This is a genomic window from Legionella stuttgartensis, from assembly GCF_977063405.2.
Map to the genome: position 1 here is coordinate 100810 of NZ_CDRUHA020000109.1, position 15853 is coordinate 116662.

The following is a 15853-nucleotide window of genomic DNA, read 5'->3' on the forward strand; positions in this document are numbered from 1 at the left end:
GTTAAAAAAATTCAAGGGGTTGCTTTGCCAAAAATTTGACATATAGATTATTATTTGCTCATAAAGATTGACAGATTCAAGTTGCCTTTTATTAAAAAAGGGCACAAATAACCTTTTTTCATAGTTTTTTGAGCAAACTGGAGAAAAAAAGTTGGTATGCGAAATGCATTGTTAGAAGTGTCCAACAAATTTTTCTCATGGAGATGGCTATGAAAATCATACAAGATTATATTGATTCTAAACAACAAGAATTCATGAATCATCCTTTTTTTGAAATCCTAGAACAATTGAAAAGTTTAAAAGAATTAAGTTATTTTGTTCCTGAATTGACCTTTTGGGCTATGACATTCCAAGATATTTTAAGAATAAACGAAGAACGAGTAAATGACCCTTACTTACGAAAAGTCGCTCGTCACCACAGACTCGAAGATGCAGGCCATGAAAAATGGTTTCTACATGATAAGAAGTATATGGGTGCAGTAAACATTGATTCAGCAAATGATACTAATGATGTAAGTTGGCTCTACAGTAAAGAAACTCAATTAACTCGCGATGCTGCTTATGCTATTTTAGCCGAAGTATATAAAGCGAATGATGAAATTCTAAATATTGTTCTCCTTTTAACGATTGAATCATCAGGACATGTGTTCTTTGAAAAAGTTTCAAAACAAGTGAAGAAAACTGGGGAAGATAAAAATCTCAAATATTTCTCCACATCACACTTAGAAGTAGAAATGGCTCATGCCTTGTTTGAAGAAGAAATGGAGCGGTCTTTGTTTTCAAGACAAGTACCCATTCATATTCGACGCGAAGCATTAAAAATGGTTGACCGATGCTACGATGCATTTAACCAGATGTTCGATGGCTTGATTATTGCTTGTAATCGAAGACTCGAACTGGCAAAACAAAGGAATCATCAAGATGCTGCAAACAAAGAACCAGTGGAACTCATTTCACATAAAGCAGTGTAAAAAAAAGTTTGGACAAGCGATGCTCAGCGATGGGCATTCGCTTGTTTTTTTTCGTGAAGATTTCGGTAAATTGATTCATTCTGATCCAATTGCCGCTTTTGAACCCCAAACCACCGCAGCAACACAATCATTCATACAATATGCTCATGAGAATCAACTGCCTATCACCCTCCGAGGTAATGGAATGAGTCAGAGCGGACAATCGCTCGCAGTCTCCGGTGGCATGCTCCTCAATATGAAACATTTCAATCGTGCCTCAGAAGCTGATTCAAACTCTATTTGGGTTGAAGCAAATACGACATGGGCCTCATTGTTGGATAATACCTTAAAACACTCCATGACCCCTTATGTAGTCCCTCATAATTGTAATTTAACAGTTGGAGGCGTACTCTCTGCTGGCGGAATGGGGGCTTCATCATTTAAATACGGTAGCGTTACGGCCCATGTCAAAGCGCTAGAAATAGTGCAAGCGAATGGCGAATTGATCCAAACAGAGCAACAATCTTCGTTAACGCAAGCCTGTTTAGGAGGACAAGGACGTTTTGGTCTGATTACCAAAGCATGTATTGCATTAAGGCCTTGTTTAAAAAATGTGAGAACGTTCTTCTTAATTTACTTAGACAAGGATGAATGGCTTAATGATTTGCTTTTGTGTCAAACCAAAGCAGATTATGTAGAATCATTTTGCACCCCGGCAATACAAGGTGCAAAATTATCCGCAAAAGGTCGAGCACCTTTCGCCCAATGGTTTTATTCCCTTCATGTAGCGCTTGAATATGACAATTTCCCACCCGATTTTAGTGATTTAGGCTTAAAGCCCTGGCGCTTACTCCACACTCAAGAAGAATCCATTCACTCTTATTTGCACCGCCATGATTCACGTTTCAATGCAATGAAAATAACCGGGCAATGGGACTTGCAACATCCGTGGTATGAATGCTTCATACCCGGTTCACAATTAAATAATCTGGAAGAATTATTGGCAACTTTGCCTTTACATTATGCCACTGTGGTACATCTTGCTCGGATTGCACCACTTGCTCCAGCTGGATTTCTGCAATTGCCTAAGGATAAAGATATTTTTGCCTTCATGATCTTAAATCCAGGCTTACCTAACGCATTAATTCCGAGTTGTTTAGAAACCATCAAACACTTGGATGCACTCTTTTTATCCCAAGGAGGCAAACGCTATCTTTCCGGATATTTGGGTGAGTCCCCAGATAAAAAATTTTGGCAAAATCATTTTGCAGAGCGATATACTGATTGGATTAAATTAAAAGAACTTTATGATCCCCATAATATTTTTTGCTCGGTTTTGCATCACAATTAGTAACCTGGGTGCAGCGTAGCGAAGCCCAGGGAGTTCGTTACGCTGCACCAGACAACACTCATCCTGAGGTTTTAGGCTTAAATTCCATTAAAGTGAATAAACTATTTGTTGGATAACTGTTTTTAAAGATAAATCCCGCGGGTTCAATTGATTGCTGCCATTCGGACAAGGTCCGTTGTCTGCCACCTAATAATACCATCATCACAATATCCATCGTTTTATTAGGATGAGGCTTATCGTCATCAGGCATTACTTGCTCTATGATAAATAAGGTCGCATTGGGAGACATTTGTTGAGCACAGTTCTTTAATATTTTATGCATCATTTCATCATTAAAATCATGCAAAACTCCTTTGAAAGTATAAGCATCTGCTTGCGGGATGGTCGCAAAAAAATCACCTGCTTGAAGGGTTACTTGATTGGAAAATTTTTTAGGATCTAATTGGCAAATCACTGACTGTGTATCAAAAAGAATAGCCTTTAACTGGGGATATTGGTGGGTTATTGCTTTCACAAGCCCCCCTCGTCCACCGCCCATATCAACAAAGTTAGAAAAAGTAGCGAAATTGTATGCATTGCTAATTGCCACTTCATCATAAGAAGATAACTTAGCCATCCCTCTATCAAAATTTTGCTGTTTCTCTGTATTTTTACTAAGAAAACTAAAAAAATCATCGCCATGTTGTAGATCAAATGCGGGTATTCCAGTTTTAATGCTGGCGTCTAACTGTGAAAACGCTTGCCACCAAGTATCATCAACCATACACAATACATCCCGCATTGAATGAGGATCCTCATCACGCAGCGGTTTGGATAATTCAGTCAATGAATAAAAACCATTATCATAATTAAATAAATCGTAACTGCTTAGAAATTTTAATACCCTACCAAGCAATTCGGGCTTAGTTTCTGTAACTTGGGCCAATTCGTCGATTTTTTTCGGCCCAGAGGCCAGATGATTTGCGATACCTAATTTGGCTACTGCATGTAATGCTCGTGATACAACATACCAGCGAGACATAATTGCTAATTGCATATGTGGTTTATCCATATGAGCTTGCATTTGTAATTCCTTTTAAGACGGTTTATTTATTATTTGTTAATTAGATCAAAAAGTTAAGCCTTTATTGTTTATTTTTATCCAAAAAGAAATGTGCGCATTGAAATAGAACTATTCTCAATCCCTTCATAAATGAAATCTAGCTTATCTTCATTATGAGCAGCACCTAAAATATAAAACAATGGATAGTAGTGATCAGGAGTAGGAACGCTCAGCTTCCCTGAAAGAGTATCTCTATAATGGGAAATTAATGCAGGAAAATCTCTGGCTATTAATTTTTCTTTGAGCCAGTCGTCAAACTCAACCGCCCAATCATAAGGTTTTGATTTGCACTCCCAACTGATCTTGGAAAGATTATGTACTAAATTACCACTACCGACGATGAGAATGTTTTGCTCTCGAAGTGATTGTAACTGCTGGCCAATTTGATAGTGAAACGCTTCAGATTGTTCTAGGTCCAGGCTGAGCTGAACAATAGGAATATTTGCCCGTGGATATATATGTCGCATCACCGACCAAGTTCCATGATCCAATCCCCATTGTTTGTCATCCAGTTTGATCGAAGTTCGCGTGACTATGGTTTTAATGAGTTCTGCCGTTTCAAGAGAGCCTGGGGCCGGGTATGTCATATCAAAAAGCTTTTTTGGGAAGCAATAAAAATCATGGATCGTTTTTGGATTTAACATATGGGTGACCCAAGTACCTTCAGTTAACCAGTGTGCTGAAATACATACAATTGCCGTTGGTTGAGGAATTTTGCCAGCTAATTCCTGCAATTTTAATGTAAATTTATTGGTTTGAATTGCATTCATGGGACAGCCATGGCCAATAAAAACTAATGGCATGCGCTTGTTGTGGTCCAAATTATCCTTCATGTCCATAATGAAGCACCGTAAAATCAGTACTCACTTAGTATCATATTAGTTCAAAAAAAGCTCGATGTTTAATTAATGAACATTTATTGAAAAAAATATCACTTTTGCAAAATATAATGTTATGGTCTCATATATTTAAAGAAAAGCCTTCCATCGTAATTCTACTAAGATCGATTAATATTCACTTAATATGTTTTTTATACCTTTTATACAAATTAACTTTATGGTGATTGATTATGTGGTACTTAAAAATAATGCGTGAATTATTGAAAACGCTCCCGGAAATAAGTAAAAAAGATGGCGAAACTTTTTTAAATGAACTTTTTTTATCTGTTAAAGCAGTAGGGGGAACTCCTGAAATAGAATTCTTTCTCGGCCTTATTGAGAAATCTTTTTTAAAATTTGCAAATCAGGAGCCTGGTTCGGTCTCCTTAACCGACTTTTCCAGACATATTTTGGGGCTTACTCTACTTTATCTTAAATCCAGCGATGAGCTCGCTATCTGGAATGATGATTTTATTCCAAAAATAGGAAAAATTGAGAAATTTTTGGCTATTGAAAATGGGAAATCGATACTCCACTTGCTTAATCAGCTTGAAAGGAATGCATTTGCGAGTTTAGATCACAAAGTTAATATCAATTTCTCTCATTTAAGGTCCATTATAAATGAATGCACCGCCTTGGAGTTAAGCGAAAACGGTACCTCAGAAATCGCTCAATTTTTTAATGATACTTATGCTAAAGAATTGAATGGAGAAAATTGTTGCGATGCGTTTAAACTGATCATCCAAGATGCCAAGACACTCGTTGAAAGTCAAAAAAAGGAGACTTCTGTGGGTAAAACTCGATTAAGCATATTTAAATCAATTGCAACATCAAGTGATAGCCCCGGGAGTAAATACGAATCCATGAAAATGCGATAGTCATAAATTCCGGGACATCAAGTCCCGGACAATTCCCTCGTCTAAGGTGTGAAGCATGTAAATCCGCTCTCAGCTCACATCAGAAAAGCTCAAAAAAATTCAATACTGCCAACTCCTAATACTCTCTAGTAAAAAAATATCTCTGATGCGAAACATGCTATCATATGTTCCAATTTTAATTCATGGAAAAATATAAATGCACACTTCTTTGGGCACTCTTTCTATCTGGGAAGAGAATTCAGGAATGCCGGTATCTTTGTTGTTTCTTCATGGACATTGCACCAATAAAAACTTTTTCAAATACCAGATGAATTCTGATGCGTTCAAATCCTATCATCGAATTGCTATCGATTTACCGGGTTATGGAGAAAGTGAATCCCCTATTAATCCTTTAAAAACTTATAGTTTTCCTGGCTTTGCAGAAGTAGTGCTCGAGGCAGTTCAACAATTGGCGATTCAACAATTGATTGTTATTGGATGGTCTCTCGGAGGACACGTTGCTTTAGAAATGGCATCCAAAGTACCACAATTGGCTGGAATACTTATAACGGGCACCCCCCCTTTTGAGGTATCGCTTCAGGGAATCCAGAAAGGATTTAAGGTACTCGAGCCTGAAATAATGGCCTGTTTTGGTAAAAAAGAATTGACACGGGAAGAGGCGAAATTACTCGCAAAAGTTTCAGGATACGATGGCAGTGAAGAAAAAGAATTTTTAGTTGATGCAATACTTGCTACCGATGAGGGAGCACGTTTCTTATATCCTCAATCGATTTTAAATGGAGTAGGTCAAAATCAATGCAACATCATTGCTGAATGGGATAAACCGATCGCTGTTGTTGCAGGAGAACATGACATCGCGATTAACTATGATTATGTTCAAAATGAGCTGCGATTTAAAAATTTGTGGCGTAATAAAATTCATACATTGAGTAACGCAGGACATGCCGTCATGCTGGATCAACCGACCTTGTTTAATCAACTAATCAGAGAGTTTATAGAAGACTTGATTCATGATAACAACAACCCTGCCCATCCTATGCAAGCAAAAGGATAAATGATGAATAAAGAGCAATATAAAATAGTGACACTCACTGCTCTAGGCGGCGCACTAGAATTTTATGATTTTACGATTTATGCACTCTTTGCCTCATACATTAGCCAGAATTTTTTCACAAATACCAATACACTTATTGGCCTAATGAATACTTTTGCTGTCTTTGCATTGGGGTATTTAGCACGTCCTATAGGGGGCATGGTATTTGGGCACTTGGGTGATAAATTTGGTCGAAAATCTGCTTTTTCGCTTGCCGTTTTTATGATGGCAACCGCAACTCTGCTTATGGGATGCCTACCTAATTACCATTCCATAGGCATGGCCGCACCCATTTTACTCATTTTTCTACGCTTAATTCAGGGCTTCTCTGTGGGAGGCGAAATTCCTGGGGCCGCAGTTTTTACGATCGAACACGTCCCTCAAGAAACACGTGGATTTGCTATTGGTGTTGTATTCATGTGCATTACCCTGGGTAATAGTCTTGGCGCATTAGTAGGATTTATTCTTACATCCATATTAAACCAGGACCAAATGATGAGCTGGGGCTGGCGCATTCCTTTTATAATTGGCTTTGGATTAGGTATTATCAGCTATATTATTCGAAGACAATCGATTGAAACACCCGTTTTTTTAGCCATGGCAAAAGAAGAGCGATTGCATCATAGACCCTTTTGGGGATTGTGGACCTTATCAAGGGCAAAATTATTCCATGCGTTCTTATTCACTGCTACTTCTTCCAGTATCATCTCGCTTTTTTTATATTTGCCGGCCTATCTTACATCTATAGTCAAACTCAAAATAACCCATACGTATTTGATTAATTTAGTAAGCTTTTTAAGTTTCGCAATCTTAACAGCTGTCTTTGGACGCGTATCGGATCGCTATAATCGCAAAAAACTACTTGCGCTGGGCGCCTCACTGTTGATTTTATCATCTTATCCGCTCTTTTATGGTCTGAATCATTTTGGCGAATCGTTCATTTGGATTTTTACCTTATGTTTTGCTTTGTTTGGTGCAATGATCAATGGAAGCTATGTGGTTCTTATTAGTGAATCGTTCCCAGCTCATTTACGATACTCTGGGGTTGGGTTCAGTTATAGTCTCGGTATTGCACTATTTGGTGGCATTGCACCACTTGCTTTTACTCAACTCATCCAAACCTTAAACTTACCTGAAGCACCTGCTTTATACCTGTTGTTTTGTGCTTGCATGACGCTCATTGCTATTAAGCGATCAGCTCATCAAGAAAAAACTTCACCCATCCAACACAGTAATGAACATGCCAGTCTTTTATAGTAAAGCAACGTCGAACTCATTTCGAAGGGGCATTAACAGGGAGAACTACCTAGATGATTTTCGGTAGATACCAAAGACAAGCCCCTGAGAAAGCACCGAAATTTAAAAATAACTTAATGTTTATATGAAATCTACTCATATTCCTACGTACCGCGCATTAAGCGCGGTACGTAGGGGGTGTGAGCGAGATGTAGCTTTAAAAGCTTAAGATTCCTCAACCATAGAAGCCATATCTGTAACTACTCAGCCAATACTACCGGCAACATTGCGGCATGACTTAGGCTTGCAATCCTGATTCCAAAAGCAACCAATAAGCCTCCCATAATTTTAACAATATAATATTGCAATCGATTCAGATTCGTTTTGACATACTGATGGGTAAGCATATAAGACAGGCAAGAAAACCAAATCATGTGAATTAAAGCAATTTCAACTCCATAACCTAACTCAGTCATAATTGAATGACCTGGCTTTACCACTAAAGTAAAAAATGCCAGTAGAAACATAATTGCTTTCGGATTTAAAAGATTACACAACAATCCTTGATTAAACGCTTGCAAGCCTGTAATAGAATGGGATGAATGACTGGAGTCCAGTTTCATCATTTCGCGCTTCGCCAATAAGCTTTTGATGCCAATATATATCAGGTACGCAGCCCCCAAATATTTTATAATACTGAACGCAAGTAATGATTGCGAAATAACTAGGGCCAATCCTAAAATACAGTAGCTTGCATGAATTAAAAGACTCACTGAGACGCCAAGGGCGGTATAGAGGCCCTCCCTTCGAGAATAAAGTAAGGAATTTTTCGTAACTAAAGCAAAATCAGGGCCTGGAGAAATTGCGGCTAACATAATCAATATACTTATAGATAAAAACTCTTGCACAATATTTCTCCCTAAAATCGTAAAATGATAATTATAACACAATCTTGAGTTGCATCTGATGTTCCGATTCGTTGATGGTTACACCGAGATTAGCTAACGCAAAATAGAGGCAAAAGACGTACTTAGGTGTTTTATTACTTGCTTTAATAAATGATTCTTTTTAATTGTTTCTGCATGGTTCCTGCACTCTTTAAAATTTAATGATAAAAATGAATATTTAGTACATTCAAATTGAACCATACTGCTATTAAGAATATAGTTCACACATTCACGCAACTCTTCTTTACGAAGCGTCAAATCAACATAGCGATTACATAATATATTCATTCCATCATAAAAATTTTGCACCCCTGCTCTCAAAATTGCAGCAGATTCTTTATTCATTTCATCAATCGTAGAGAGATATTCTTCAGTTTTTACCATCAATAAATGCATTTGTGCGCGAACACCTCCTGATTTGGATAGTTCCGCTTCTCTCTCCCGTTGGGCAACATCGGCTAAAGATTTATACCAACCGCTATCTTTATTATCTCGATAATAAGTAATGAAATTCTTATCCGCACTTAGGGATTGCTGTATATAAGCTTCTTCAGTTAAAGAGCACTGATAATCAAAAACAGGACCTATGTTCTTCGCTGTGAACTGTGAGGCATCTTTTCCCCCATGACCATCATAAATCCCTATCAAAAAAGGTCGCGCAGGAGAAAGGGTTTGGATCGCAATTGAAATATTATCTCGAGATCCTCCTTCGAGGGCTTTATTCGCCAGCATTTTTGCTAATTGGTGTTCTTCTAGTTTGCTTGCCGACGATATTTCATTTAAGCAATTAATTAGCCATTGTTCATGTGCTTTTTGAGTCTGGGATGCTAATGGTTCTGTAAAACCATCGCAGGTTGTAATTATTTGAATCATTCCTACGTGCTCTGGAGTAATATCTATAGATGCTTCAATTTTATCAAGATGATGAATATCGATATGGGCATCAGCACAAACGACCTCAGCATTGAAATAAAAATCACCTAGCGCACGAGATACTGCCAACTGACCATTGATGCGATCGAAGAGAACCACGCTCCCAGCTCTTTGAATGCGCTCTAACTCTACCGCGGGGTGATGAATGATACTATTTAAGCGTACCACACCAGCTAACTCATCCAGGGTATTGTAAATAACTGCAAAAGAAATAGAATCCGCTAAGGTTGCGGTAATCAAGGTCCCATGGCCATCATATACTGTCGTCGACGCCGTGGTGCCTCCATGCATGATATTACGCCCTAAAATGTTGATTAAGTGATAACTGGTCCATAAACGACGCCCAATCTCTTGCGGGGTGAGTAAATTAAAATGATTTGAAGCATACCAACATGCAAAAGCCGCATCTTCTTGGCTCGGACGGGCACCCATGGTCTCATACAACCCAAATCCATGGTCTTCCACACGTTCACAAACATCAATCCCATCATCAGGAAGTGATGTGATGAATTGAATGCTTTGCATGTTTTTTCCTTATCAACATCCCCTGTAAAAATATAGCACATTGCTTTTTCGAGAATCAGTAACTTTACTTCAAGCCGTAGACCCGCGCCCCTGAAGTATCGTCATCTTTTTATCATTTTTCGATTCACTAATAGACAAAATGAATATATATTGTGTCATTGCTTACATCTGATGTCATTCCCGCCTGCACGGGAACGACATCAATTTAAGATAAAATGAATTATTGATATCGATTATTAAAAACTCTTGTGTTTAAAAAACAGAGGCGATACCTAGATCCCGCCCCCCTTCCCTGCGCCTATATTGCTTCTTCAGTTAATTGAGTTAAATAACCGCATTGAATTAAATAATTAAGGTATTTATTGAATACGGTTTCATCTATTTTTTCACAGTAAATGCCATGATGAGCCAACTGCGTCTCTGTATAAGTACAATCAATTTTCGCTTTATTGTTGTGAAGATATAAATCAAATAATGAGCTGTTTTTAGGTGAGACTTTTTCTGTAAAAAAGGGACGTAATGGAGAAAATGAGTGGTGTAGTTGACTTTGGTCTTTAATCATTCGTTCCCATTTAGGATAGGTGACATCCTTTACCTTAAAACCCTTTGCTTTTATATATCCAAATAATTGATCTACACTAACTTCCTGCGGATTTATTAAATGATACGTATCAGACAGATGGGGTTTTTCTATAGCGAAACGAGTAATTGCTTTGGCAACGTAATCGACAGGAACAAAATTGAATCCAACATCCAATAGAGGGCGAGCTCCCAGTTCAATACATCCTTTGAGGATACGACACACCACATCATCCTGATTCCAACAGCCGGTTTGACTTTCTCCCGTAATCAGGCTCGGCCTGTAAATCACGGTTGGAATATTATAGGTTCGAGCGTGAAGTACCAATTGTTCTGCCAACCACTTTGTTTGATTATAACCACCATAAATTCCCTCTTGAACTGTAAGCTCCGTGCGCTCGCCAACCACCCTATCATCCGTTAAATCAGCAGACATAAAGTAGCCTACGGTGGAGATATAATGCAGTGCTTTTAGCTGCCTGTATCCAGCTAGGTCGATAAGTTGTTTGGTACCAAAAACATTGCTTGTTGCCAACTTTTGATATGGATAAATAAAATTAAGTACGGCAGCTCCATGAAAAATAAGATCGACAGTATCCGCCAAGTAATACCAATCATGCTTGGAAAGTCCCAGGTTGTGTTTTTCCAAATTACCTAAAACGATTTTAATTCGATCATGATAAACAGGATTCCACACCCCATAGTGTTCCATATTTTTAATGACTCTGGTTATTCCTGCCTCACGTGAGCTGGCCTGAACAAGGCAGGTAATCTGCCAGTCCGTATGGGTTAAAAGCTCGTGAAGCAAATAAGCGCCTAAGAAACCTGTAGCTCCGGTCAATAATGCATGTTGAGGAATGGCCTTAGGCATAGAAGTAATATGAGTGTTGATGGTTTTATATTGATTAAATTCAGCAACCAAATCAATCGGGTTCTCATCAATGGGCTGTTGCTCTTTTGTTTTGCCTGTGAATAAATCCATAATTTCACCTAAGTTTGGATCCTTGAGCAGAAATTCAATGGATAGGTCTTCATCAACGCTTTTACAAAGAGCATCATGTAACTCGCCTAGTTTCAGTGAATTGATTCCCATTTCACTTAACTTTTTTTCTTTATCTAAAACCGTAATCTCTTTATTAAAAATGGGTTGGAGTATCTGAGCAATGCCTACAGTTTCAGCATGAAGTGTCTTTACAGATTCATCTACTGCATTCTTTGCGATGTTATCAATGGAGATAATCTCTAAATCACCTTGCAGATATTTTTTCTTACATAATAGGCGCTGTGTTTTGCCGCTGGTTGTTTTGGGAACTGATTTACGCCCGACAAGAACCACAATGTCTGCATCTATTCCATGGGTTTGCAGCAGATTGCTCCGTATGGTTTTAATTATTTCCTCTGAATTCAGCTTATTAACATCCTTTTTAATTTCTTGGACGATTACCAATAATTCATGTTCCTCTTCTTCTATGGAGAAAATGGCACAACCATACTCCTGCAATTGAGGATGGCATACATGAATAGTATCTTCCAAATCATGCGGGTAATAATTACGGCCACGAATAATAACGAGGTCATTCAAACGCCCTGTTACATAAAGTGAACCCCGATCCAGGTAACCCAAATCCCCAGTGCGTAAATAAGAATGATCTTTACCTGCAAGATGGGCATTAAAAGCGTGGTTTGTTTCCTCAGCTAATTGCCAATACCCCAGAGTAACACTTTTACCTGCCACCCATATTTCTCCAACCACTCGTTCGGGACATTCCTGCAAAGTCTCAGGATTCACAATTGCAAGATAACAACTGTCAATTGGCTGTCCACAGTTAATCAAACTGCGAGCATCAGGATGGGATTCATCACAAGAAAGCACGTTTCCCTGATCGAGACTACTCTTATCTATCCATTGATAACTTATTCCTTGTTGGCGATTCCCTCCTGTAATCATCAATGTCGACTCAGCAAGTCCATAGCAAGGATAAAAAACCTCTGGCGAAAAACCACACGATTTAAAACGCTCTATAAAACGTTCAATAGTGGCCCTGCGAATTGGTTCTGCTCCACTCATTGCACACTGCAAGCTACTTAAATCTAAATGTTCTTTTTCTTCTTCAGTCACTTTAGACGTACATAAATCGTAAGCAAAATTGGGAGCGACCGTAGCCGTAGCTTGATAATGGGTGATCGTTTCTAACCAAATTGCGGGGCGCTGCAAAAAGGTCAATGGCGACATCAGTTTTACAGGAATCATGCTAAAAACAGGTTGTAAGATCCCGCCAATGAGTCCCATATCATGATAATGAGGTAACCAAGAAACACTAATATCCTCTTCGGTAAGACGATTCGCTTTTTCGATTACAAATAAATTATGCAGCAAATTACCGTGACTCACCATCACTCCTTTGGGGGTTCCAGTAGAGCCTGATGTGTATTGTAAAAAAGCAATATGATGTTCAGTAAGAGAGGGAGCACACCAGCTATCGGGCCTATTAACCCAATCTTCTGTTGTTATGAATTGTACCGCTGAATAATCATCATATTTTGTACTCAATTTTTTGATATGCAGCATAAGTTCTATGGTGGTCAAAACAACATGTGCCCCTGAATTTTTAATAATCCGTTGGGATTTCTCAGTCCAATCTTTGGTGGAGGGAGGATAAGAAGGTACGGCAATAGTCCCTGCATACAAACAACCAAAAAAAGCAGAAATAAACTCAAGCCCAGGAGGATAAATAAGTAAGACACGATCGCCAGGGGATGTTATATCCTGCAACACACTTGCTATTTTTTTTGCCTGCTCAGCTAACTCACGATACGTTAGGTTCTTATGTTCCTTTATTTTTCTGTGGATGAACGTATAGAGTGGAAAATTCGGATTTTTTTCTACTTTTTTTTCCAGTAAATCGACCAAACTTATGTAACAGTTTTCCCCCATACCAAACCCCTAAATTATGGCTGAACTTTATTGCGAACTGCATGAATCCCCTTTCGGGTAATTTATTATGGAATATCTATTTGAAAAGTACAGCAATCTCAGACAAACTAAAAAATTAAAACAAGGTTTTGTAGGACGAATCGGAATGCCCAAATTCATAATGAAAGCCATTCGGAAATTAAAAGAAGCCAGTCGTTATTCGTTTCATGGATTAAAAGCTGCCTTTCAAGACGAATTTGCATTTCGTCTTGAGCTATTGGTTGGTATCATCGCTTTACCCGTTGCCATTTTTATAGGGAAAACGTACATTGAGCGGGCTTTATTAATCAGTACTTTGCTCATCGTTATCATAGCTGAATTATTGAATTCTGCTGTAGAAGCAACTTTGAATCGAATTGATAGCTCTTGGCACCCTTTAACGAAAAAAGGCAAAGACTTAGGCTCAGCGGCGGTCCTCGTCACAATTATTAATGCGCTTGTTGTGTGGATTATGATTATTATCTCACACTTCATATCGTAGCCCGGCTTAATGAAGCAGTAACCCAGGCTCACTTGCTATGCAATTAATGGGTAAAAGTTGCCGTTTCTTGAATAAATTGAGTGATTTCATCTAATTGAGCTTTGGCAAAATACTCATCTTGCTCTTTCTCCGGATCGATCTGTGCCAGTTTTTGGTACAGTTTCTCCATATTCTCATGCCGGCCTTTACCTAAAATTTTAGAATGACTGAAAAAGTAAAAGAAACCGGTTGTCGTCTTTGATTGACCTATTTGATGTAATTGTTCCAATTGTTCTAATGGGGATAAGGCCGAACTTAAAATCCCTGCAATTTTTCTCATTCCAGTGCTGTTCGTATTTATAAATTTTCTCGTTAGCTGTTTATTATTCACCATCACCTTGACGCATTGGTTAAAACTAGCCATTGCATTCTTAAATTTCAAATTTTCCTTTTGCAGCATACGAGTTACTTTTTCTACATTAGGGTAAGGATTATCTTCATCCTCAAAATCTGCTGTACGATTTTCCTTTATCAGTTTTTTGGACAATTCATAGTGAGAGCGGGGTAAAGCAAATCTTGAAATTTCTTTACAAATTGCCTGCCTTTTTTCGAGCATTCCTCGATTAAATGAATTACTAAGTAAATTCTCTTCATATAATAGGCTACTCTTAAATGGGCGTAGCGAATGCTTTGATTTCAATAGATTCATGTGTTGATGGTAGGCTTCAAACTCTTCAAAATTTTGCGACATAAGCGCCCAATTATTATTGAAATCTTCATATACATCCATCCTTGTAGGCAGGGTAATAAGAAATTTATTGACTTGTTCAATAGTCGGACGCTCTTTAGGTAGGCTACTTTGTAGCTGAATCAGTAACGTCTTAATATCATCTAAAAGATAAGGATCGATTTTGGATACATCATAACCTGTAAATAAACCATCAAAACAATAGGGAGCTCGAGCTAAATCCCCCAAATTTGTTGCTAATTCCTTATATTTTAAAATTTTCGTTGCGCCAAAAATCTCACCTAAAATTGCTGCTAAAGCATACATATCTGATTGATAAGTACTACCTTTGCCCAGAATAACCTCCGGAGCGATATAATATGGTGTGCCTGAGCACTTTAGATTATTCTTTGAATCAATGTCTTCTGCCAATCCAAAATCTATAAAAATAATATGAAAATGCCCGGTATCAAGCTTTTTATAACAGATGTTCGCTGGCTTAAGATCGCGATGCACCACGTTTTTTTGCTGTAACAAAAGCTTCTCGCTCGCAATGCGTGCAGCAACTTCCAACCGGAAGTTAAACGAATAATTGTTGCTAGGCGTAAAAGGCAATATCTTATCAAGGCTAGTACCACAATCCTCTAGGATTGTAATCACTTTATCTCCAGTCCCAACAACACCTACAACATTTACCCCATGCTTTCTTTGTTTTGCTGCTTCTTGTAAAGTCTGCTCCAAAAGTTTAGGATAGAGCGACTCTTCTCTAGGCAGTTGTATTTTGATTACATCGTTAACAGGGATTAATTGAGCTTGATAACCCTTAATTTTTGATTCATGAGTTACCATTATTTTATATTTTGATTCATTTACTGAACCAAAGCCCCCTTTTCCCTTATGGGTATTATCAATAATATGCCATTGATTGTTCCCCGTTCGGACTAAATCATGACTAAAGGTACATTCGGGAGTACTCGAAAAAAAACTTAATTTTGACGATTTTCCTGAGATTGGACTATTAAGCAGGGAGGGTAAAAATTTTACGCCCTCTTTTTGTTTGAATAAAAATTTGGCAACTTTTTTATGTAAGAAAATGGGACCGCACTTATTTTTCCATACTTCTGCAAAATCAGTAAACTTCATATTTTGTCCGTAACACTTGAAGCAAAAACAGGATGTTCATACTAGCAGTTTCTTCTTCTAAGAAGAAAAAAAATTTA

At 38.1% G+C, this 15853-nt stretch carries 12 protein-coding genes; 6 read left to right on the forward strand and 6 right to left on the reverse strand.

What is annotated here, in order from left to right; translation table 11 throughout:
- The first annotated feature begins 209 nt into the window (after positions 1-209).
- Together ACWTEW_RS35245 and ACWTEW_RS35250 are read left to right on the forward strand one after the other, a co-directional pair.
- A complete protein-coding gene (locus ACWTEW_RS35245) occupies positions 210-971 on the forward strand; it encodes a hypothetical protein (protein WP_454782649.1) in 762 nt (253 codons plus the stop codon).
- A complete protein-coding gene (locus tag ACWTEW_RS35250) occupies positions 922-2301 on the forward strand; it encodes an FAD-binding protein (protein WP_454782650.1) in 1380 nt (459 codons plus the stop codon). Before ACWTEW_RS35245 ends, ACWTEW_RS35250 begins: the two co-directional genes overlap by 50 nt.
- A gap of 58 nt (positions 2302-2359) precedes the next feature.
- On the opposite strand, the gene ACWTEW_RS35255 is transcribed toward ACWTEW_RS35250, so the two are convergent.
- Together ACWTEW_RS35255 and ygiD are read right to left on the reverse strand one after the other, a co-directional pair.
- Positions 2360-3364: a methyltransferase gene (locus ACWTEW_RS35255; RefSeq protein ID WP_454782651.1), complete on the reverse strand. Its 1005-nt coding sequence runs from the start codon at positions 3362-3364 to the stop codon at positions 2360-2362.
- Positions 3365-3438: 74 nt separating this feature from the next.
- Positions 3439-4242, reverse strand: coding sequence for a 4,5-DOPA-extradiol-dioxygenase (ygiD, locus tag ACWTEW_RS35260; protein ID WP_454782652.1), 804 nt, complete (start codon positions 4240-4242; stop codon positions 3439-3441).
- Positions 4243-4472: 230 nt separating this feature from the next.
- On the opposite strand from ygiD, the gene ACWTEW_RS35265 reads away from it, so the two are divergent.
- From ACWTEW_RS35265 to ACWTEW_RS35275, 3 genes are all read left to right on the forward strand, one after another.
- Positions 4473-5159 (forward strand): hypothetical protein, encoded by a 687-nt coding sequence (locus ACWTEW_RS35265; RefSeq protein WP_454782653.1) that lies wholly within the window; start codon positions 4473-4475, stop codon positions 5157-5159.
- A gap of 196 nt (positions 5160-5355) precedes the next feature.
- The gene (locus ACWTEW_RS35270) at positions 5356-6213 is read left to right on the forward strand and encodes an alpha/beta fold hydrolase (protein ID WP_454782654.1); all 858 of its coding nucleotides are present in this window, start codon (positions 5356-5358) and stop codon (positions 6211-6213) included.
- Positions 6214-7509, forward strand: a complete 1296-nt coding sequence (locus ACWTEW_RS35275; protein WP_454782655.1) for an MFS transporter — start codon at positions 6214-6216, stop codon at positions 7507-7509.
- Between the two features lie 239 nt (positions 7510-7748).
- Here ACWTEW_RS35275 and ACWTEW_RS35280 read toward each other — a convergent pair whose 3' ends face one another.
- The 3 genes from ACWTEW_RS35280 to ACWTEW_RS35290 form a co-directional block, all read right to left on the reverse strand.
- Positions 7749-8396, reverse strand: coding sequence for a LysE family transporter (locus ACWTEW_RS35280; RefSeq protein ID WP_454782656.1), 648 nt, complete (start codon positions 8394-8396; stop codon positions 7749-7751).
- Between the two features lie 93 nt (positions 8397-8489).
- Entirely contained in the window at positions 8490-9893 is a 1404-nt protein-coding gene (locus ACWTEW_RS35285) for a PP2C family serine/threonine-protein phosphatase (protein ID WP_454782657.1), read from the reverse strand.
- A gap of 298 nt (positions 9894-10191) precedes the next feature.
- Entirely contained in the window at positions 10192-13407 is a 3216-nt protein-coding gene (locus tag ACWTEW_RS35290; protein WP_454782658.1) for a thioester reductase domain-containing protein, read from the reverse strand.
- A 67-nt stretch (positions 13408-13474) separates the two neighbouring features.
- On the opposite strand from ACWTEW_RS35290, the gene ACWTEW_RS35295 reads away from it, so the two are divergent.
- Positions 13475-13927, forward strand: coding sequence for a diacylglycerol kinase (locus ACWTEW_RS35295; RefSeq protein WP_454782659.1), 453 nt, complete (start codon positions 13475-13477; stop codon positions 13925-13927).
- Positions 13928-13970: 43 nt separating this feature from the next.
- On the opposite strand, the gene ACWTEW_RS35300 is transcribed toward ACWTEW_RS35295, so the two are convergent.
- Positions 13971-15776: a protein kinase domain-containing protein gene (locus ACWTEW_RS35300; protein WP_454782660.1), complete on the reverse strand. Its 1806-nt coding sequence runs from the start codon at positions 15774-15776 to the stop codon at positions 13971-13973.
- Between the last annotated feature and the right edge of the window lie 77 nt (positions 15777-15853).

What these genes read in the sequence shown, in the direction of transcription:
- ACWTEW_RS35245 (WP_454782649.1), top strand. Translation starts at nt 210, where the DNA reads ATGAAAATCATACAAGATTATATTGATTCTAAACAACAAGAATTCATG.
- ACWTEW_RS35250 (WP_454782650.1), top strand. Translation starts at nt 922, where the DNA reads ATGCTGCAAACAAAGAACCAGTGGAACTCATTTCACATAAAGCAGTGT.
- ACWTEW_RS35255 (WP_454782651.1), bottom strand. Translation starts at nt 3,364, where the DNA reads ATGCAAGCTCATATGGATAAACCACATATGCAATTAGCAATTATGTCT.
- ygiD (WP_454782652.1), bottom strand. Translation starts at nt 4,242, where the DNA reads ATGGACATGAAGGATAATTTGGACCACAACAAGCGCATGCCATTAGTT.
- ACWTEW_RS35265 (WP_454782653.1), top strand. Translation starts at nt 4,473, where the DNA reads ATGTGGTACTTAAAAATAATGCGTGAATTATTGAAAACGCTCCCGGAA.
- ACWTEW_RS35270 (WP_454782654.1), top strand. Translation starts at nt 5,356, where the DNA reads ATGCACACTTCTTTGGGCACTCTTTCTATCTGGGAAGAGAATTCAGGA.
- ACWTEW_RS35275 (WP_454782655.1), top strand. Translation starts at nt 6,214, where the DNA reads ATGATGAATAAAGAGCAATATAAAATAGTGACACTCACTGCTCTAGGC.
- ACWTEW_RS35285 (WP_454782657.1), bottom strand. Translation starts at nt 9,893, where the DNA reads ATGCAAAGCATTCAATTCATCACATCACTTCCTGATGATGGGATTGAT.
- ACWTEW_RS35290 (WP_454782658.1), bottom strand. Translation starts at nt 13,407, where the DNA reads ATGGGGGAAAACTGTTACATAAGTTTGGTCGATTTACTGGAAAAAAAA.
- ACWTEW_RS35295 (WP_454782659.1), top strand. Translation starts at nt 13,475, where the DNA reads ATGGAATATCTATTTGAAAAGTACAGCAATCTCAGACAAACTAAAAAA.
- ACWTEW_RS35300 (WP_454782660.1), bottom strand. Translation starts at nt 15,776, where the DNA reads ATGAAGTTTACTGATTTTGCAGAAGTATGGAAAAATAAGTGCGGTCCC.